This window comes from Actinopolyspora mzabensis (assembly GCF_900101095.1).
Taxonomy (GTDB): domain Bacteria; phylum Actinomycetota; class Actinomycetes; order Mycobacteriales; family Pseudonocardiaceae; genus Actinopolyspora; species Actinopolyspora mzabensis.
Map to the genome: position 1 here is coordinate 265,178 of NZ_FNFM01000008.1, position 17,552 is coordinate 282,729.

23 protein-coding genes are annotated in these 17,552 nt (G+C 65.3%); 15 read left to right on the forward strand and 8 right to left on the reverse strand.

The genetic code is table 11. The features are described 5' to 3' along the window. Window positions 1-124: 124 nt before the first annotated feature. Window positions 125-1,456, reverse strand: coding sequence for a M16 family metallopeptidase (locus BLR41_RS15215; protein WP_092629107.1), 1,332 nt, complete (start codon window positions 1,454-1,456; stop codon window positions 125-127). Between the two features lie 495 nt (window positions 1,457-1,951). On the opposite strand from BLR41_RS15215, the gene BLR41_RS15220 reads away from it, so the two are divergent. From BLR41_RS15220 to BLR41_RS15265, 11 genes are all read left to right on the forward strand, one after another. Continuing rightward, on the forward strand, window positions 1,952-2,215 hold the full coding sequence (locus tag BLR41_RS15220) for a hypothetical protein (protein WP_092629109.1): 264 nt from the start codon (window positions 1,952-1,954) through the stop codon (window positions 2,213-2,215). A 135-nt stretch (window positions 2,216-2,350) separates the two neighbouring features. Beyond that, on the forward strand, window positions 2,351-3,247 hold the full coding sequence (locus BLR41_RS15225) for a hypothetical protein (protein WP_092629111.1): 897 nt from the start codon (window positions 2,351-2,353) through the stop codon (window positions 3,245-3,247). 5 nt (window positions 3,248-3,252) lie between these two features. Further along, window positions 3,253-5,166 (forward strand): ABC transporter ATP-binding protein, encoded by a 1,914-nt coding sequence (locus BLR41_RS15230; protein ID WP_143013088.1) that lies wholly within the window; start codon window positions 3,253-3,255, stop codon window positions 5,164-5,166. Then, window positions 5,167-6,192, forward strand: coding sequence for an alpha/beta fold hydrolase (locus tag BLR41_RS15235; protein WP_092629113.1), 1,026 nt, complete (start codon window positions 5,167-5,169; stop codon window positions 6,190-6,192). After that, window positions 6,192-6,782: a hypothetical protein gene (locus tag BLR41_RS15240; RefSeq protein WP_176797999.1), complete on the forward strand. Its 591-nt coding sequence runs from the start codon at window positions 6,192-6,194 to the stop codon at window positions 6,780-6,782. Before BLR41_RS15235 ends, BLR41_RS15240 begins: the two co-directional genes overlap by 1 nt. Continuing rightward, window positions 6,779-7,459, forward strand: coding sequence for a response regulator transcription factor (locus BLR41_RS22550; RefSeq protein WP_143013089.1), 681 nt, complete (start codon window positions 6,779-6,781; stop codon window positions 7,457-7,459). Before BLR41_RS15240 ends, BLR41_RS22550 begins: the two co-directional genes overlap by 4 nt. Before the next feature lie 2 nt (window positions 7,460-7,461). Continuing rightward, window positions 7,462-7,854: a thiol-disulfide oxidoreductase DCC family protein gene (locus BLR41_RS15250; RefSeq protein ID WP_092629114.1), complete on the forward strand. Its 393-nt coding sequence runs from the start codon at window positions 7,462-7,464 to the stop codon at window positions 7,852-7,854. Window positions 7,855-7,934: 80 nt separating this feature from the next. Beyond that, a complete protein-coding gene (locus BLR41_RS15255; RefSeq protein WP_176798000.1) occupies window positions 7,935-9,212 on the forward strand; it encodes an NAD(P)/FAD-dependent oxidoreductase in 1,278 nt (425 codons plus the stop codon). A gap of 191 nt (window positions 9,213-9,403) precedes the next feature. Next, the gene (locus tag BLR41_RS15260; protein WP_092629118.1) at window positions 9,404-9,673 is read left to right on the forward strand and encodes a hypothetical protein; all 270 of its coding nucleotides are present in this window, start codon (window positions 9,404-9,406) and stop codon (window positions 9,671-9,673) included. A gap of 127 nt (window positions 9,674-9,800) precedes the next feature. Beyond that, the gene (locus tag BLR41_RS22910) at window positions 9,801-9,968 is read left to right on the forward strand and encodes a hypothetical protein (RefSeq protein WP_175496980.1); all 168 of its coding nucleotides are present in this window, start codon (window positions 9,801-9,803) and stop codon (window positions 9,966-9,968) included. Between the two features lie 35 nt (window positions 9,969-10,003). Beyond that, window positions 10,004-10,645, forward strand: a complete 642-nt coding sequence (locus BLR41_RS15265) for a GOLPH3/VPS74 family protein (RefSeq protein ID WP_176798001.1) — start codon at window positions 10,004-10,006, stop codon at window positions 10,643-10,645. 302 nt (window positions 10,646-10,947) lie between these two features. Here the strand turns inward: BLR41_RS15265 and BLR41_RS15270 are convergent, their stop codons facing one another. Then, complete coding sequence (locus tag BLR41_RS15270) at window positions 10,948-11,145, reverse strand: DUF397 domain-containing protein (RefSeq protein ID WP_092629121.1); 198 nt, start codon at window positions 11,143-11,145, stop codon at window positions 10,948-10,950. Further along, window positions 11,142-11,981 (reverse strand): helix-turn-helix domain-containing protein, encoded by an 840-nt coding sequence (locus tag BLR41_RS15275; protein ID WP_092629122.1) that lies wholly within the window; start codon window positions 11,979-11,981, stop codon window positions 11,142-11,144. Before BLR41_RS15275 ends, BLR41_RS15270 begins: the two co-directional genes overlap by 4 nt. A gap of 432 nt (window positions 11,982-12,413) precedes the next feature. Here BLR41_RS15275 and BLR41_RS15280 point away from each other — a divergent pair, with 432 nt between their 5' ends. The 4 genes from BLR41_RS15280 (at window position 12,414) to BLR41_RS15295 (ending at window position 14,371) form a co-directional block, all read left to right on the forward strand. Beyond that, complete coding sequence (locus BLR41_RS15280; RefSeq protein ID WP_092629123.1) at window positions 12,414-12,695, forward strand: hypothetical protein; 282 nt, start codon at window positions 12,414-12,416, stop codon at window positions 12,693-12,695. Continuing rightward, window positions 12,679-13,203: a hypothetical protein gene (locus BLR41_RS22915; RefSeq protein ID WP_176798002.1), complete on the forward strand. Its 525-nt coding sequence runs from the start codon at window positions 12,679-12,681 to the stop codon at window positions 13,201-13,203. The genes BLR41_RS15280 and BLR41_RS22915 overlap by 17 nt, the downstream gene beginning before the upstream one ends. 182 nt (window positions 13,204-13,385) lie before the next feature. Continuing rightward, window positions 13,386-13,730: a hypothetical protein gene (locus tag BLR41_RS22555; RefSeq protein ID WP_143013090.1), complete on the forward strand. Its 345-nt coding sequence runs from the start codon at window positions 13,386-13,388 to the stop codon at window positions 13,728-13,730. 317 nt (window positions 13,731-14,047) lie between these two features. Further along, the gene (locus BLR41_RS15295) at window positions 14,048-14,371 is read left to right on the forward strand and encodes a hypothetical protein (protein WP_245694271.1); all 324 of its coding nucleotides are present in this window, start codon (window positions 14,048-14,050) and stop codon (window positions 14,369-14,371) included. An 8-nt stretch (window positions 14,372-14,379) separates the two neighbouring features. Here BLR41_RS15295 and BLR41_RS23710 read toward each other — a convergent pair whose 3' ends face one another. The 5 genes from BLR41_RS23710 to BLR41_RS22560 all read right to left on the reverse strand — a co-directional run bounded on the left by BLR41_RS23710 (window position 14,380) and on the right by BLR41_RS22560 (window position 17,401). Then, entirely contained in the window at window positions 14,380-14,511 is a 132-nt protein-coding gene (locus BLR41_RS23710; protein ID WP_281240965.1) for a hypothetical protein, read from the reverse strand. A gap of 271 nt (window positions 14,512-14,782) precedes the next feature. Beyond that, complete coding sequence (locus BLR41_RS24015) at window positions 14,783-15,172, reverse strand: SdpI family protein (RefSeq protein ID WP_092629133.1); 390 nt, start codon at window positions 15,170-15,172, stop codon at window positions 14,783-14,785. Then, window positions 15,169-16,164, reverse strand: a complete 996-nt coding sequence (locus BLR41_RS15310) for a sporulation-delaying protein SdpB family protein (RefSeq protein ID WP_176798003.1) — start codon at window positions 16,162-16,164, stop codon at window positions 15,169-15,171. Before BLR41_RS15310 ends, BLR41_RS24015 begins: the two co-directional genes overlap by 4 nt. After that, window positions 16,161-16,781 (reverse strand): SdpA family antimicrobial peptide system protein, encoded by a 621-nt coding sequence (locus BLR41_RS15315; protein WP_092629138.1) that lies wholly within the window; start codon window positions 16,779-16,781, stop codon window positions 16,161-16,163. The genes BLR41_RS15310 and BLR41_RS15315 overlap by 4 nt, the downstream gene beginning before the upstream one ends. Continuing rightward, window positions 16,778-17,401 carry a sporulation delaying protein family toxin gene (locus BLR41_RS22560; RefSeq protein ID WP_143013091.1) on the reverse strand — a complete coding sequence of 208 codons (624 nt, stop codon included), beginning with the start codon at window positions 17,399-17,401 and terminating at the stop codon, window positions 16,778-16,780. Before BLR41_RS22560 ends, BLR41_RS15315 begins: the two co-directional genes overlap by 4 nt. Window positions 17,402-17,552 lie beyond the last annotated feature (151 nt).

Here is a 17,552-nt window from a genome sequence, read left to right on the forward strand (position 1 = left end):
CGCGACGGAGACACCGCAGCGCGGTGCCGGATCGTCGCTACCCGAGGTCGGGCCGCCCGGAGCGCGAGCCGGCGGGAGGTTCCGCCGAGCGCGCGAGCCGACAGGCCCGACCGGAGAACTTCGATCAGTTCGAGCCGGCCGGCTCCCGGCCCGGCAGCCGGAAGGTGCGATCGGACTCGAACGGTCCGTGCACCGCCAGCGCACGCGGCCGATTCAGCACGTCGGCGGCGACCTCGCGGACGCTGTCCTGGTCGACGGCGTCCACCAGCGCCAGCGCCCGGTCGATGTCGATGACGTCACCGTCGAGCAGCCCGCGGCCGATCTTGGTCATCCTGGCGTTGGCCGTGTCGCTGCCGAGCACGAGGACCGCCTTGAGCTGCGCCTTGCCCACGGCGAGTTCCTCGTCGGTTATGCCGTGGGCGGCCACCTCGTCGAAGTTCTCGGCCAGCACCGCTATCAGCTCGTCGACGTGCTCCGGCGCGGTCGCCGCGAACGCGCCGAACAGGCCGGTGTCCGCGTAGTGCGCGCCGGAGGTCGACACGGTGTAGCACAAACCGCGCTGTTCCCGAACCCGCTGGAACAGCCGGGAGGAGAGCCCGCCGCCGAGCGCGCAGCTGAGCACACCGAGCGCGAATCGTCGTTCATCGGTGTTGGTCAGGCTCGAACATCCGAGGACGACACTCGCCTGCTGTGATTCCCGCTGCCGCACCAGCACACCGGGTTGTTCCGGGTACACGGCAGCACGGGTGCGCCCGGCAACGGGCTCGGCGGGCCTCTCGCACCAACCGCCGAAGGTCTCGGCCACCCGTGAGGCGATCAGCTCGTGATCGACGTTGCCCGCCACCGAGACCACCGTGTTCGACGGCACGTAACGTGCCCGGTAGAACTCCGAGACGTCCTCCCTGGACAGCGCGGCGATGGACTCGGCGGAGCCGAGCACCGGCCTGCCGAGCGGCGAGTCGCCCCACAGGGCGCGCTCGAAGGTGTCACTGACCGACTGCGCCGGGTTGTCGGCACGCCGGGCCAGTTCACTGTGGATCACCTGACGTTCGTTCTCGAAGGACTGCTCTCCGAGCGTGGACGAAGTGACCATGTCGCCGAGCAACTCCAGCGCGGTCGGCGCGTCGGCGTCGTGCACCTGGGCGAAGTAGCAGGTCTGCTCCTTCATGGTGACCGCGTTGGACTGCCCGCCGACCGCGTCCATCGCCCTGGCGATGTCCAGCGCCCCGCGGCGCTCGGTCCCCTTGAACAGCAGGTGTTCGAGGAAGTGGGTCGCACCGTTGACACCGGCGCTCTCGTCCCTGGAGCCGACTCCGACCCAAACGCCCACGCCGGCCGCACGAACCTCCGACACCTCCTCGGTCACCACACGCAGCCCGGAGGGGAACAGCGTCCGACGCACCACGCCGGTCCCCCCGGATCCTTCCACCAGTACCTCGGTCGGGTGTGCACTCATCCCGCTTCCTCGATTCGTCGACACGTTCACGACTTCCGGATCGCCGAGCTCTACCGGCGACCAACGACCCTTTCCATAAAACACGAATCGGCCCGAGCTTGAAACCACGAAACAACTAACGGTAAACAGCGATCACACTTCGTGGACGCCGTATCCGAAACCGTGAAACAAAATCCGTTTCCAATACTCTGCGAAAGCATTCAAACACGAAGGGTATCGCCGCTCGGAAACCGGGTTAAAATTTTAAATGTGACTTACGACACTATGCTTTGTAAGCGCTTGACAGTGCGGTTTTGTCTTCCTTGCGAGAGATGAGTCGTCGACTACCCCGAAAAGCGACACCCGACGATCAGAATGTGAACGAAACCGGGCACCATCGGGCTTCACGGTGGACACGAGAGCTCATATATCGGCATTTTGGTGGACGACAGTATCTTCCCGCTTCGCTAACTTGACTCGCGCAATTATCCGATTCCCAACAAAATGGGAGTGACTATGAACCGTATCGAGTCAGTCGCGAACGTCCAGGTGCCCGAGGCGCACGCCGGCGCGGTCAGAACGTTGGACACCACCGGATCCACCGCGCCCGTGCTCACGGCGGCCGCCATCACCGCCGCTGCTGTCGTGAGCTTCGCGGCCGGTGTCGCGTCCGACGCGGTGGAGAGCGGCTCGGGGTCCTACGCCGCCTCCACCGGTCAGGACCCGACCGGCATGTCCAGCGGGGAGCTGCTGCAACGGCGTACCGCTCTGCTGGGCTGAGTCGCCTTTCGGGGTACCCGCGAGGGTACCCCGTCTCTCCCCTCCCCGGAACAGCACGGCACACCGAGCAACACGCCCCCCGGACAGCACCAGAACGACACAACGCCGGTAGTGAAACGACCCGAAGGACCGACATTGGCACGCGAACGCGGACACGAGGACGCCGTCGACACGGAGGGGCTCGAGGCGACACTGGACAACGTCGAGCAGCTGACCGCGTTCGGAACCCTGATCTCGTCCCTGGAATACCTGGCCGCGGGCAAGAGCTTCGCCGACGACGACCTGCTGAGCTGGGACGTGGCACGAACCCGGCACAAGGCTCTCGCGGGACGGGTCGGTGATCTGCTCACCCCGCTGATGAAGTCCCCGGGGATCAACGTGGTCTTCGCCGCACGCGCCGCCGGCTCGGTCGTGCTGCTCGTACCGCGCGCACCGGCAGCGGCCAAGACGACCGCGACGGCGGTGCTGACCGCTTCGAACTACGCACTGCACCTCCGGACCCCGTACGGATCGGACGGTTCGGAGCACATATCGATGATCACCTACACCTCGCTGCTAGCGAGCAGACTGGCCCGTTCCGACGAGCGCGCCCAGCAGGCCTGCCTGCACTTCATCGCACTGCAGTCCTGCCTGTCCTACGGTGTCGCGGGTATCTCCAAACTGGTCTCGCCGGTCTGGCGCAACGGAACCGCCGTGCGCGACATCTTCCGCACCCACATGTACGGCCACAGCCGGGTCTACGAACTGCTCAAGAGCAAGCCCTGGGCGGCCCGCCTGCTGGCCTGGGTGACCATCACGGGTGAGACCGGCTTCCCGCTGGTGCTGATCGCACCGAAGCCGGTGGCGCGCGGGATCCTCGCATCGGGACTGAGCTTTCACGGCGGCAACGCGGTGTTCATGGGGCTGAACCGTTTCCTCTGGGCGTTCCTGGGTACCTACCCGGCGGTGGCCTACACCTCCAGGAACCTGGGGCCGATCCGTGGCCGGTCGAAATCACGACTCGTCGCCCGCCTGACCGGTTCCAAGAGGTGATCTCGTTGTCGGCCGAGGAAAGCGGAACCTCCCTGCGGGTGCGGGACCTGACTCGTCCCTACCGGGGCATCCTCTCCGTGGCGATCGCGCTCGGTGTCGTCGCCGCCCTCGCCTCGCTGGCGCAACCGATGGGGATCGGTTGGCTGGTCGACACCGTCGAACGCGGCGGTGGGCTGTGGTCACCGATCGCGCTGCTGGTCGGACTGTTCTGCCTGGACGCGTTCATCGGGGGGCTGCAGAGCTATCTCGTCGGGCGCGCCGGGGAATCGGTGGTGCGGGACGTCCGCTTCACCCTGACCGGGAAACTGCTGCGAGCAACCAGGCGAGAGCACGAGGAACGACCGAGCGGGGACCTGCACGCGCGGGTCGTCACCGACACCTCGCTGCTGAAGGCGGCCCTCACGCAGAGCCTGGCGACCATGGTGGTCAGCGCGCTGATGGTGGTCGGCGGCATCCTCATCATGGTGGTGCTGGACCCGCTGCTGCTCGGCCTGACGTTGCTCTGCCTGTCGGTCGCGGCAGTTGTCACCCTGCTGCTCGCCCGGAAGCTGCGCGGCGCGGCGCAGCTCAACCGCAGCCGAGTGGGAGCGCTGGGAGCCGATCTGAACCGTGCGCTGTCCGCGATAACGACGATCAAGGTATCCCGCGCCGAGGAACGCGAGCAGCGACGCCTGGGAACCAGAATGGACGAGGCGTACCGCACCGGCCTCGGCGTGACCAAGCTGAACGCCATGCTGGCCCCCACGGTCAGCGTGGGGCTGCAAGTCTCCTTCGCCGTGGTGTTCGCGGTGGGGATGAGCCGGGTCGCGACCGGCGGCATGAGCGTGGCCGAGTTCACCAGTTTCGTGCTCTACCTGTTCTACCTGATCACGCCGCTGGTGGCGGTCTCGACGGCACTGGGGCAGTTGCAGCAGGGGCTGGCCGCGATCACGCGGTTGGACGAGGTGCTGCGGATCCGGCAGGAGCGCGACTCCTCGGCCGGGAATTCCGAAGATGGCTCGGAGGCCGAGAGCTCCGGGACGAACACCTCGAACAGCCGGCCCGACACCGGCGACATCGACACCGGCGACACCGACACCGGCGACACCGACCCGAGCGCTCCCCGCACCGGTACAGCGGGCACGCTGGCGAGGTTCGAGGACGTGCGCTTCGGTTACGAGAGCGGGCCGGAAGTGCTGCACGGGCTGACCTTCGAGATACCGCGCAGCGGCCTCACCGCCCTCGTCGGCCCCTCCGGATCCGGGAAATCCACGATCCTCACGCTGCTGACGAGATTCGACCGCCCCGATTCGGGAACCGTCACCCTGGACGGAACCGACGTCGGCGAGCTGGAGCTGACCGGACTGCGCGGCCGGGTCGGATACGTGCAGCAGGATCCCGCGATCCTCTCCGGAACCGTCGAGGAGAACATCCGCTACGCCAATCCGGACGCGACTCGGGAGGAACTGGACGAGGCGGTTCGGCTGGCCGACCTGGGAGACGTGATCGCCGAGCTGCCGGACGGCATGAGCACCGAGGTGGGCCAGCACGGCAGCAAGCTCTCCGGTGGCCAACGACAGCGCGTGGCGATCGCGCGGATGCTGCTCACGAACCCGGACCTGCTGCTGCTGGACGAGGCCACGGCGCAGCTGGACTCCAACTCCGAGAGCGCCCTGCGCGACACCATTCACGGCGTGGCCGAGACCCGTGCCGTCGTGGCGATCGCCCATCGAATGTCCACTGTGATCGAGGCGGACAGGATCCTGGTGGTCGAGCGGGGCAGCATCCGCGCGCGAGGCACCCACGAGGAGCTCCTGGCCACCGACGAACTCTACCGGACGCTGGTCAGGACCGAGATCACCGACGACGAGCAACAGGCGAGCGATTCGTCGACCGAAGAACCGGGAACGCCGCGACTCATGAGTTCGAAAGGCGCTTGAATGGGCAAATCATCCGCATTGTGGGCGGGCGGAATCGGGCTGCTCGCCGGAATCGGCCTCGTCGGGGGGAGCTGCTACCAGGAGTTGATGCAGCGCAGGGACCGCGAGTGGTCCCACCCTCCCGGCGAACTCGTCGAGGTGAACGGGCATCTCCTCCACCTGCACCGCGAGGGCGAACGGGAACACGGTCCGACCGTGGTGTTCGAGAACGGTATGACCTGCCCCAGCCAGGAGTGGGAGTGGATCGCGCCGCGCATCGCCGAGCACACCGGGACACTGCGATACGACCGCCCCGGCAACGGCTTCAGCGAACCCACTCCCCACCCGCGCACGGCCGACCGGATGGTCGCCGAACTCGAAACCGCCATTGAACTGTCCGGGGCGCCGGGGCCGTACATCCTGGTCGGGCATTCCTTCGGCGGCCTGCTCGTGCGACACTTCGCCCACCGCAACCCGCAACGAACGGCCGGTGTGGTGCTGGTCGACGCGACACACCCGGAAGAACTCGAACGCTCCCCCCGACAGCAGCGCGGGCTGCCGTGGCTCGAACAGACCATGTACACGTGGTGGGCCAAGGCACGACTCGGCCTGCTGCGGCACGGCAGGATGGACAGTCCGCTGGACGAGCTCCCCCCGGCGGCGGCCGCCGCGGTCCGCGAGCGGATGAGCACCCCGGGAGCGTGGCGGGCGGCGCTGCGCGAGCTGCACGCCTGGCGGGACTCGATACAGCACGAGACGAGTGGGCTGTCGCTGCCCGGCGGATGCGCGCTGTCGGTGGTGACCGCGGGCAAGCAGATCAGCAACGATCCCGTGCACGGCCAGCTGCAGCGCGAACTCGCCGAGCTCTCCGGGGAATCCAGTCACACGGTCGTGGACGACGCCGACCACTACACGCTGGTGAGCTCGCCCGAGCACGCGGAACGGGTCGTACGGGCGATCGAGCTGGTGGCGCGGGCCAGCCGTGTGGGGGCCGGCGACGAAGCACCGGAACGAACCGCACCCACCGCCGAGAGAAGTGAGCCGTGATGACAGGGCGAACACTGCTGCGCACCGTACTGTACGGGGCTTTCGGTTCCTGGTTCGTCGGTACGATCCTGTGTCAGGATCCGTTCCGGCGTGAGGACCGGATCCGTCGGCTCGACCAGTTCAACCTGCTCTTCCCCGACTGGCGGTTCTTCGCACCGAACCCCGGAATTCACGACTACCACCTGCTCTACCGGGACACCCTGCCCTCGGGCGAGGTCACCTCCTGGTCGGAGATCGGCCACATCGAGGAGCGCAAACCACACCACATCGTGTGGCATCCGCATCGCCGCCTGGAGAAGACGCTGTTCGACATCGTCGCGGAAATCCTGCGATTCAGCGGTGAGAGCGAGGCCAAGCGGGACATGGCCCTGACCGTTCCGTACCTCACCCTGCTCAACTACATCACCCATCGCTACCCGCACGCGCCGAACGCGCGGAGCACGCAGTTCCTCGTCGCCGCATCCGGGGGGTACGAACTCAGCGAGGAACCGACCATGCTCTTTCTCTCCGAGAGCCACCGGCTCGAGCAGGGACACCGTGAATCGGATGGAGAACCCGAACGAATTCACGCAGAGAGGATGAGAACGTGATCGTACTCATCGACAGACAGGGCGAAATCCCGGCGATCAGACTCAACGAGACGATCCGGGCCACCGTCGGTATCGAGCGTGTCGAGTATCCGGACGCGCACGAGGACTTCCTGGCCAAGGCCGAGCGGCTGCGTCCCAGGATCGGCGTGGTCAGTGCCGACCGGGCCGATCTCGACATCGAACGCTTCACCGCACGGGTGCCGGGCTGGAACGAGTCGGGGGGATTGATCGTGATCGCCTCCTCGGAGGAGCGGCAGGCGGCGGGATTCGCGCTGCGCTGCGGCGCCAGGGGTGCGCTGTCCTCCGAATCGACGGAGGAGGAGATCATCGCCGCGTTGTTCTCCGTCCGGGTGGGCCACCCGTTCGCCCCTCCGAAGCTGGTCACCGACATGCATTCGATGGTCGGGACGCTGCTGTGCGCCCCGGAGCGCACCAACACCGGATGCAGCCTGACCGAACGGGAGTGGGAAGTGCTCAAGTTGTTGGCGTTCGGCCACTCCAACGAGGGAATCGCCGGTCAGCTGTGCATCAGCACCGCGACCGTTCGATCCCACGTGCTGCACATCCTGCGTAAGATGCGGGTCCGCAACCGTTCACAGGCGGTCGCCCTCGCCTACGGGCTGTACAGCACGATCCCCCAGGAGCCGACCAGTCCGCTCGACGCGCAGGCGGTGTGACCATGACCGAATCCCGTTCCGGGGATACACCCACCCCTTACCTGATCTTCGACGGGGACTGCGGCTTCTGCAGCCGAACGATCGAACTACTGGGCAAGTGGGTCACTCACCCGGCCGTGGTGGCCAGCTGGCAGTCGCTCGATCTGGATCGGTTCGGTGTCACGCCGGAGCGGGCGAACCACGAGATCCTCTGGGTCGACACCGACGGCACGGTCTCCGGCGGTTCCGTCGCGTTCGGACGTTACTTCGCGGCGGTGGGGGGTCGTTTCCGGCCGCTGGCTCTGCTGCTGCTGCACCAACCGACCCGATGGGTCGCGGCGCGCCTCTACGAACTCGTCGCGCGCAACAGGCACCGCATGCCGGGGGGCACTGCCTCGTGCTCCCTCCCCCGGTGAGCGATGCCTCTCCGACGCACCACGAGAACGAACGGGCAACGAACTCAGCACACGAACCGGCCGGTACGGAGGCGACAACGGTGGTCGACAGGGCAGCGGTGATTGACAGGGGAGCCGAGGCGGAATTCGACGTCGTGGTCATCGGGGGCGGGCCCGCGGGGGCGAGCACCGCCGGGCTGCTCGCGCAGTCGGGGCACCGCGTGGCGGTACTCGAACGTGAGCGCTTCCCGCGCTATCACGTGGGGGAATCGTTGATCACCGGAATGCTGGACGTGATCGAACAGCTCGGGTTGACGGAGCGCCTCGACCGGATGGGATTCGAGCGCAAGTACGGCCTCAGCCTGGTGTGGGGGAAGGAACGCGGGCTCTGGGACATCAAGTTCGCCGAGGGGGGTCCCTACGAGTACTCCTACCACGTCCGGCGGGACGAGTTCGACGAACTGCTGCTGACCAGGGCCGCCGAGCTGGGGGCGACCGTGGAGTTCGAGGCCACGGTCAAAGGCCCCGTCGAATCGGGGGGCGAGGTCACCGGGGTGGAGTACACCGGTCCGGACGGCACCAGGCACGTCGTGGGGGCACGTTTCGTGGTCGACGCCTCCGGGCAGTCCAGGACCATCGCCCGGCACTACGCCGAGCAGCGATGGCACGAGGACCTGAAGAACCTCGCCATCTGGAACTACTTCACCAACTGCGGGCGCCTCCCAGACGACCAACGCGGCAACATCCTGGTGGAACGGGTCTCCGACCACGACGGCTGGTTCTGGGCGATCCCGCTCGATGAGGACCGGCTCAGCGTCGGCTACGTCTCCCCCACCGGACAGCTGCGGGACACCTCGCTGACACCGGACGAGCTTTTCACGGACCGCGTGCGGCGCACCGAGAGGTTGGCGGGACTGCTGAGCGAGGCGGAGCCGGTCAGCCGGTTCCGCACCGCCCGGGACTGGTCCTACGTGGCCGAACGGCTGCACGGTCCTGGCTGGGTGAGCGTGGGCGACGCGTCCGGATTCATAGACCCGCTGCTGTCCACCGGAGTGTGCCTCGGAATTCTGAGCGCGAGCCCGCTGTCACAGGCACTGGACACCGCGCTGCGTGATTCCGAAAGAACGGAGAGCGCACTGCGGTGGTACGAAAAAGGAATACGTGAGTTCCTGCTGGGGATGACCGAGTACGTTCGTTTCTTCTACGACGGACAACGGGACCGGGAGGATTACATGCAGCGGGCGGCGAAAATGGCCGACCCGGACACCTTCGTTTCCGACCGATCCGGATTCGCGGCCGTCATAGCCGGAACGACCGGACTCGCACCGGCCTTCGAAAACACGACGCCCACCGACCTGGTATCCCATTCGCACAACTGAAAAACACGGGGTTCGAGCGAGCACGAAACGGCTGTTTCGTGCTCGCTCGGACATCGATACGCACTGCATCGCCGGCTACGAAAATCAGCAATTTGGTGGTTGGTCCCGCCCCCGCGGGAATCTAACCTGAAACAGGTGGACATCGCAGGGTGTTCACAATTTGTTCGCCTTATTTCCTGAGGAGCAGACGGATGAACCGCATCGAGAACGCCGCAACTCAGCAGGTGACGGCTACCGCCGGGGCCATCGAGCCGATGGACAGCGTCGAGGGCGTCTCCCCCGTGCTGACGGCCGCCGTCGCCGCCGGTGCCGTCGCCGCCACGGCCGCGGCCTTCGCCGCGGGCAACATGGTCACCGACTACGTCGGCGCGGGCTACACCGCCAAGCACGACGGCAGTGAGCTCTCCGGCATGTCCGTGGGTGACCTCGTGAACTCGCGTCGCGAGGCCATGTCCCACTGAAGCAGGTCGACGGCTCCCTGAGTCGCGGGGTGAGGCAGCGCTTGCGGGGTTCGCCTCACCTCGCCCGTCTTTCGTACACTCCCGGTGTGAGCGCGCTCACCAAATCCGCACGAGAAGGGCATCGGCTGTGAGCCAGAGCAACAACAACGCGGTGATCGGGGGCGGCGCGGTACTGGGCGCCGTGGTGGGAGGATTCGTGGGGATCTTCCTCGGCAACCCCGCCATCGCGGCCGCGATCGGGCTGGCCGTCGGCATCGCGCTGGCCACCGCGATGCGCGCGGAGCGAAAGAACTGACGACGTCCCGGAAATCGGGGGCACGGATGCCTACCATGCCGTTGGCCGAACGACTGCTGCTGCTGACCGCCTGGGCGGACGAGGGCGGTACCGGCGGCGAGACGACCGAACTCACGTTGGCCGGTGCCGAACTGCTCGAACTCGTGCTCGCGGGTCGGGTGAACATCCGGAACGGCTCGATACGAACCACCGGAAGCGGCGAACGCCCCACCACCGTGCTCGAAGGGCTGGCCGAGGAGTTCGAGACGAACGAACCGATCGAGGCCGCGGACTGGATCGGCGGCAACGCGGGCCGAGTACGAGACGCCTGCCTGCGGAATTTGACGGATCGCGGTCTCGTCCACGAACAGCGCAAGCGGCGCTGGGGCTTCTGGCCCGTCCGGCAGTACGTCGTCGAACCCGGCGCGCAGCAGTCCACGCTCGACGAGCTGCGGGAGTTCGCGACCGGTTCGGACTCGGCTCGGAAGGTGGTGGCGCTGGCTGAACTGCTGCGCACCGCCGAGCGGCTGCACGACGTGCTGCCGGAGGCCGAGGCCCGCGAAGTGGCACGCCGCTTGGACGAGCACGACGGCGACACGGCGGTGCACGAGGCCATCGACAAGGCCGTGGAGCAGGTGCGGCTGGCGGTCCAGACCGCCACGACGGCGGGTGCCTTCGTCGCGGTGACCAACACCTGAGCCGCGTTCGCTCCCACCGGCACATGCCCGCCGCGCCATCGTGCGGCGGAGACCCGGTTCTATCGGTCCACTCTGGTTGGACCTCGCGTTCGGGACCGAGAACGACGAGCCGTAGCCGCTGTTTCGTCGCTCGGCGAGAATCCGGCAGTGCACGGAACGCCGCGCAGCTAGGCAGCTGTCGGGGAACTTCGAGGTCAGTCCGGCACCGAACTGTCCGGTTGTGAAGCAGGTTTCTCTCGTGTCGCGGAAGGCGACGCGAAAGTCCCGCCCGGCGGTACCGAGCGGGACTTCACGGCAGCGGTTCAGCCGTCGAGGCGGTCGCTTTTGATCGCCTCGACGAAGGCGGTGAAGCGATGCGGGGAGACCGCGAGGACGGGGCTGTCGGTGCCGAGTTTGCTGTCCCGGAGGAGAGCGGTCCCCGGTAGGTTCTGGGCGACCTCGACGCAGTTGCCACTGTCGGTGCTGCGACTCGACTTACGCCAGTGCGTTAACTCAGTCATAGTGAACCTTCGTGTTGCTTCAAGTAACCAGCCAGCATTTCCGACGTATCGAAGTAGTCCAGCGCTACCTCCGACAGGGCGCGGATGGTCGTCTTGAATGGTCTCACATCGGGTTCCTCGTCCAGCATGGCTCCGGCATTGCGCGTCTCGACGTGCACCGTGGTGTTGCCGTTCGACATGTCCAGCACTGAGAACATCCCATCCAGACCGACATGCATCCCGAGAGCAAGCGGAAGAACTCGGACGGAGATGTTCGCGCGCTCGTTGACCTTGATGATGTAGCGAAGCTGTTCGGCCGCAGTCTCCGCTCCACCAACAGGACGCAGCAGCACCGACTCGTCCATATAGACGACCAGTTCAACGGGAGAGGACCGTTCGAGAATGCCCTGCCGATGTTGTCGAACCGCTACCGCTTCGTCGATTTGTTCGTCACTCAGCCCGGCGGCTTCGTAGACAGCTCGGGTGTACGCCCGTGTTTGCAGCAGTCCCGGAACGACTGTGGGAGTCACGTACGTGATGCACGTGGCCTGCTGCTCCGCATAAATCAGTGACGCTAGCTGCGATGTGACTCCGGTGTGAACTTCCCACCACGCTGGCTCGTCCAGCTGACGAGCCATACGTTGCAGGCGGTCCTTCTCAGCCTTGGAAACCCCCAGAGCGACCAACAGCGCAGAGACGTCCGCTTCTGTGATTCCTTGCTCAGCCAACTCGATGCGGCCCACCTTGGCACGACTCAACCCGGCTATCTCCGCAGCCCTGTCCAGGGACAATCCTGCCCGCTTCCGGTGGGCGCGAAGGTCGGAACCCAGTGCTTGTGCCCGCGCTGCGTTGGCCATACGGCCAGCCTAGTTGGACTTTCCCACAACACGTGATCCCCCGAACGAGGCATTGAGAATGCCCACTGATCAATGAGAATCTCTCAGCGTGTGGTTGAACAGTACCCCTGAACATCTGTGGCACAACGGGATGTGCGGGTTCCGCTCCCCTTGTGGCGCAGTCGCTGCTTCCCGGCTTCCACGCATGGAACTCGTTTACGAGCACTGAGCGACGGCACCAAAACTGAACCTTCGACCACTCGTCCGGTGGCGGTAACCACCGGACGAGTAGCCCTTCCCGCGTCGTGTGCTTGGCGGCCTCGGACGCGGGGGTGGCTCCTTCATCCAGTCACTACTGAAGTGGAGCGTTGTTGATGCTATCGCCTTGTGCGACGTGTGTCGTTGCGCGTCTGGAACCTTCGCACCTCGGCTGCCTGGTGGGGGTGGTGTGAGATGGGTTCGTTGTTTCCGCGCAGCCTGGTGTTTGTGGTGTTGGCGGCGACGGAGGCCGATCACCGGTGTGGTCAGGTGCCTCGGTTGCACGCGATCGAGCGTCATCCGGGTGAGTACACGGCCTCGTGGGTGCTGTCGCTGTGTCACGTCTACCTGGGGCTGGGTGAGATCACGCCGCTCGGCGAGCCGGAGGCCGATCCGGAGCTGTGCGCGCAGTGTTGTTCCATGATCGCGTGGTCGGGTCTGCGGGGACGGGTGGTGCGCCATGCCGTCGCTGGTTGAGTCGTCCGCGCCGCCGCCCCGGTTCGTCACCGGCACCGGTTCGGGCGAGATTCATGCCACCGCGCCCTACAAGCGCGAGGCTAGCGCTGCGGCGGGCCGAGGCAGGGTGGCGTGTTTCTGCGGCCAGGCGATTGAGCTGGCCCCAGACCCGCCGGAGCGGATTCTGGGCGGGTGGCATCACTACTGCCGGGTGTGTTTGCAGTACGTGATCGGCGGCAGCGAGTCCCACCCACCCAGCCCGCGGAATCGTTACGAGCCGTGGCTGTGCGAGTTGGCCCATCTCGACACCGACAGCCCTACCGAGATGCCGCCGTCGGGGTGGCGCGACATCCCCTGTCACCAGCAGCGGCACGGCCGAACCGTGCTGCGGCTCAAACCCACCGCCTCCGGCATCGCCCTGCTGACACCCGCGCGGGGCGCGGTGTCACTGTTCACCCTCGCCGAGGCGACACAACTGCGCGAGGCGCTGGACGAGGCCATCGGTGCCAGAGCGGGGTGGTCCTCGTGACGCTGACCCTGCTGCTGCTGGCGCTGCGTCCCCTGCTCACCAAACGCCGTGTCTCCGGGAGGGGCCGTGTCCGAGGTGGAAACAACGATTCTTCTTCTGGCGCTGCTGACCCTGGTGTTGGCGCGGCTGGCCTGGGGACCGAATCACTGACCCGGTTTCCCCGGCACGGGTGGTTCGCCAGCGTGTTCGAATCGAAGTGGCACGCCTGCCCCACCAACACCGCAGTCCGAAACCACGGGGTGCGGGCGTTGTGCGGGCACCTGTCCCGACGCGGCCCCTACCGCGCTCGGGCCAGCAGCAGCCCGCCCGACGAGGACGGCCGGTCGGTCTGCGACGCCTGCCTGCACGCCATCGGATACCTGTCGCCCCGCCCACCACGGCTGCCCCGGATACCTCCGGCGTGGATCACCAACAACGATCCGGACCAGGGCTGGCCCACCACCGATCCCGACGAACCCAGCGGCAGTACCCCCGCACCCTCTCGGCCGCTGAACAGCAGGCACCGGAATACACCGCTGGCAGCCTGACCGTCCATTGCAGACCCGGGCGCGTGCCGTGAAACCCCCGACACCTCCGGCACGCGCCCGCCCCGGCCCCGCACACCGCCGTGCGGGGCCACCCACACCGTCAATTTCTCGAGAAATCACCGCCCCAGCACCGTCAATTTCCCACGAAATCGCCGCGAGGGAAGCAGTGCCCACCCTAGGCCGGTGCCGCGCCGGAGTTCTCCCTCCCCCGTCCGGCGCGGCACCACCCCGGCCGGGAGCAGGGGCCGCTCCCACCCCACCCCGGCCGGGGATCTCGCACCACACCCAATCCGTCGAACCGAAGCGGACCCATCGCCATGCCCCGACTCTCCCCAATCACCACGATCCTGCTGCGCGAATGCGCCGGAACCGGGCTGGCCGTAGCCGCCTTCACCTACAGCGGATGGATCACCACCATTACCATCGCCGACCAGCTCACGCATCTCGCCGAACCGGAACGACTTCAGGCCGGACTACACGCTTTCCTCTCCGCCCTGAACTGCCTCACCTGGTGGACAGGCGTGGGCGGACTACGCCTCGTCGGATGGCGACCCAACTGGCCCATCCGCATCGGCCTGACACTCATCACCCTCTCCGCGATCAAGACGATCGCCATGGGGGTGATAGCCCACTACGCATGACAAGAACATCACTCGGGCGGAAAACTGACCGATACATCGTCGAGCGCCGTCACAGCATTATCGCCGGAGCCATACGCCTTACTCACCGATTCCAGCTCAACCGGATACCGGATCGACGTCATCGCAGGCGACTCGCTCATTCAGATCTCTCCCGCTGACGCCGTGTGGGGTCAAAACACCACCACAGCAGCAATACGACGCCACCAGTACCGAACGTACGGATCCAGAACCACGGCGACTTCTTCGAGTCGCCGATCAGACTCATCAGCAACCGGAGAACGAACTGAATGCTGCTGACAGAGACCCACACGATCGCGACCACCAGGCGAACCGAACCAGCTCGTGGTGCGCGACACCGACGCGGCTACCCACTCTGAGTACGGTTGCGGTACCAGGTGAGAAAGGCATGGGTCAGTCGGTGCGCAGTTCGCGTAAGGCGCGACGTTCGCAGCGTATGCCACCGACGATAACCAGTGTCATGGACACTGCGAAAGCGATGGAGACCGGTACCGCACGGGTGAGTCCGCCGGGCAGCAACAGAAAGGGCGGTACGGCCGCGAGCAGTAGCGCTCCGGCGGATCCGAACCAGGGTGCCACGAGCTGGTGGACGCGATACCACACGGCGGAGTCCGTCAGAGTAGCTTTCGTACGTACCCCGCACGCGTGATTGGACCGAAGTCGGCCGCGATGGCCTCGCACAGCGATCGTGATGAGCAAGCTCCCGACTCCCAGCAGGGAAAGGGTGAGGACGATGAGTGACACTGGGTCGATGCCCTCGGGCGCGAGCGTGTTGTTGCTCATGGAGACACCCCCTTGCTGATCGGCTCAGCTGTTGACTCGGCGGTACGACGGTCATGAGACGAGAGGCGTGGACTCGATAGTGACAGCCGAGGGTCTCCCGGACGGAAGCAATAAAGCAGGAGCACGGCGAACATCATCGTGGAGAACACGGGGAGCCCGATCACGAGAGCGATAGATGTGTGCAGACCGAGCGCTAGTACGGCGGCGCATCGGCGCAGTCTGTGACCGGCGAACAATGTGCAGGCAACGAAAAACTCGATGGCTATCGTTCCCCATGTCGCCGCCAGGACGATCGGGGCGTGTGAGAGCAGCCATGTGACGCTCGGCTGTAGGAACTGGTTGGCGCCGAACGGCGGCATCGTCAACCAGTACCAGACTGCCGTTCCGTCCCGCCATTCCGGGACCTTGAGCTTTTCCACGCTCGACTGCAGATACAGCAGGCTGGTCTGAATCCAGATCAGCAACAGAGTCATATGCGAGACGACACGAGCAACCGGATGGTCCGGCCGGTGTTCTATGCCTCGATACCAGTGCCAACGGCGATCGTCGGTTAGACAGATCGGGATGAGTAAGAAGGTGATGACAGCCGCGACCTGGTCTCCACCGTCCATCACGTTGGTGGAGGAGTAGAATGAGAAGGAAACCCACCAGTGAAGAACTCCCGTGATACGTGGACGCCACCCAGCGGTCACTACGAGTAGAATCGCGACCGCGACCCAACGCGCTAATTCGAGATACTGCGTGGGCACGAGGCAAAACAGTCCGAAGTATCCGGATATTCCGTCGCACACCAGCCCGGTGGGGCGAGTCGCACTGACGTAGAACAAGTGCGTTGTCGGTGTCGCTACCAGAGCCAACAGCATGCCGGAGGCCAGCAGACTGCGTGCTATTCCGAGCAGAGGAGTGTGCACGGAGTGGTGCATCATGTGGGTCAGCTGTCGATGACGCCATTCATCGATCATCTCGATCAGCAGGTATCGTGCCGTTCTCACCGTCGCTCCGAGTGATGGCATTGCGCTTCAATGACGCGGAATTCAGCCGGCATCATTGTTTCAGTTCCCGCCCACGCCCACGGTACAGGCGATTGCTGCACGAGTGCGAGTTCTCCGCAGAAACGGAGGTCTTCACCAGAGGAACGTGTCGAAGTCTTGCTGCCATGAAAGTTTTTCAAGCATTGGGAAACATCACCGCTCTTGCACTCCTCCCATCCGGCCGACGAAGTGTTCTGCGTCAACGCATCGATTTCGTACTGTTCCGTACGAACGGTGCGGTCGAAGCCGAATAAGCTTTTCGGGGCGGCATTGGAGATAGCAGAAGTTTGCTCCCACCGATTCTGTCCGATCGGTTCCCATATCGTGATCGCCGGTTCCCTGGGGTCTCTGGTGAAAAACCCCCACCCCTGCGGGAGAACGTCGTGTACCATTGTGACGAAGCCCGATATCTGCGGTCGATCGATGAGGGCGTTCGGAACGAATAATGTGAGTAGCACGGCAGGCAGCAGGAATACTAGTAGTACACCCGCGTTAAAGACGTATTGAATCCGCCTCTGGAACAGGACTCGCCTGCTGCCTACGCCGCTCTCCAACCTATTATCGTCGTACTCATTCATCGGGCGAGATTCTCGGTAATGATCCTGATCGCACGGTCGCGTTCGACGGTACTAGCGTTACCCGCCGAAGTGGAGCTCGGCAAGTACATACCATTCCATGCAACCACCGCTTGGGTGAGCCCTGCCACGCTCGTGGCGGCGACGGCGTTCTGCACACCGACCCACGAGATCGCAGCGGCTGCCGCGACACATACCCAAACGGCACCGCATCGTGGTCGAACATCCGTGTTCTGCTGAGCTTGGGATCCGGCTGCGGTGCTGAACCATTTGCCTCCGTTGTTCAGCGCTTCTTCCACCTTAGGAGCCGAACCGCTGGTTAAACCGGCTGCTACGGAGTCGAACCTGTCCGGATCCTCAGCACGCAGTTCCGCGAGGAACTCATTGATCTGTTGGTTGTACTTGTCTCGGCTGAGATCCTCCGGAAGCTGAACCTCTACTTTCGCCGGTTCAGCGACAGAACCGACTCCAAAGAAGACGCCCTGAATGATCTCCTGAGAACTCGCGTTCGCAACACTGGGATGTGGTGCTTGCGCCGCATTGGCCATGGGGAGCAAGAGGGTAGCGCTGAGCGTGAGCCCAAGGAGCGTCACGACACTCTTTTTCCGTAAGAGGTACTTCATCGTGTCCCCCACACGTGTTGTTGCCGTCGAGGATTATACTGACCGACCAGCCGTTCGCGGATTCCCCAGGGAGACCACTTCGCGACTTTACGGCCAAGATCAGTTTCGTCCGAAATACTACACCGGCGACCATGTTGATTCCAGACACGAA

Bases quoted from the DNA above. Each gene is read 5' to 3' on its own strand.
- BLR41_RS15240 (WP_176797999.1), top strand. From the start codon at position 6,192: ATGACAGGGCGAACACTGCTGCGCACCGTACTGTACGGGGCTTTCGGT.
- BLR41_RS23710 (WP_281240965.1), bottom strand. From the start codon at position 14,511: ATGAGCGAGTCGCCTGCGATGACGTCGATCCGGTATCCGGTTGAGCTG.
- BLR41_RS22915 (WP_176798002.1), top strand. From the start codon at position 12,679: ATGCCGTCGCTGGTTGAGTCGTCCGCGCCGCCGCCCCGGTTCGTCACC.
- BLR41_RS24015 (WP_092629133.1), bottom strand. From the start codon at position 15,172: ATGAGCAACAACACGCTCGCGCCCGAGGGCATCGACCCAGTGTCACTC.
- BLR41_RS15235 (WP_092629113.1), top strand. From the start codon at position 5,167: ATGGGCAAATCATCCGCATTGTGGGCGGGCGGAATCGGGCTGCTCGCC.
- BLR41_RS15295 (WP_245694271.1), top strand. From the start codon at position 14,048: ATGCCCCGACTCTCCCCAATCACCACGATCCTGCTGCGCGAATGCGCC.
- BLR41_RS15215 (WP_092629107.1), bottom strand. From the start codon at position 1,456: ATGAGTGCACACCCGACCGAGGTACTGGTGGAAGGATCCGGGGGGACC.
- BLR41_RS15275 (WP_092629122.1), bottom strand. From the start codon at position 11,981: ATGGCCAACGCAGCGCGGGCACAAGCACTGGGTTCCGACCTTCGCGCC.
- BLR41_RS15265 (WP_176798001.1), top strand. From the start codon at position 10,004: ATGCCGTTGGCCGAACGACTGCTGCTGCTGACCGCCTGGGCGGACGAG.
- BLR41_RS15270 (WP_092629121.1), bottom strand. From the start codon at position 11,145: ATGACTGAGTTAACGCACTGGCGTAAGTCGAGTCGCAGCACCGACAGT.
- BLR41_RS15260 (WP_092629118.1), top strand. From the start codon at position 9,404: ATGAACCGCATCGAGAACGCCGCAACTCAGCAGGTGACGGCTACCGCC.
- BLR41_RS15280 (WP_092629123.1), top strand. From the start codon at position 12,414: ATGGGTTCGTTGTTTCCGCGCAGCCTGGTGTTTGTGGTGTTGGCGGCG.
- BLR41_RS15250 (WP_092629114.1), top strand. From the start codon at position 7,462: ATGACCGAATCCCGTTCCGGGGATACACCCACCCCTTACCTGATCTTC.
- BLR41_RS15315 (WP_092629138.1), bottom strand. From the start codon at position 16,781: ATGAATGAGTACGACGATAATAGGTTGGAGAGCGGCGTAGGCAGCAGG.
- BLR41_RS15220 (WP_092629109.1), top strand. From the start codon at position 1,952: ATGAACCGTATCGAGTCAGTCGCGAACGTCCAGGTGCCCGAGGCGCAC.
- BLR41_RS22560 (WP_143013091.1), bottom strand. From the start codon at position 17,401: ATGAAGTACCTCTTACGGAAAAAGAGTGTCGTGACGCTCCTTGGGCTC.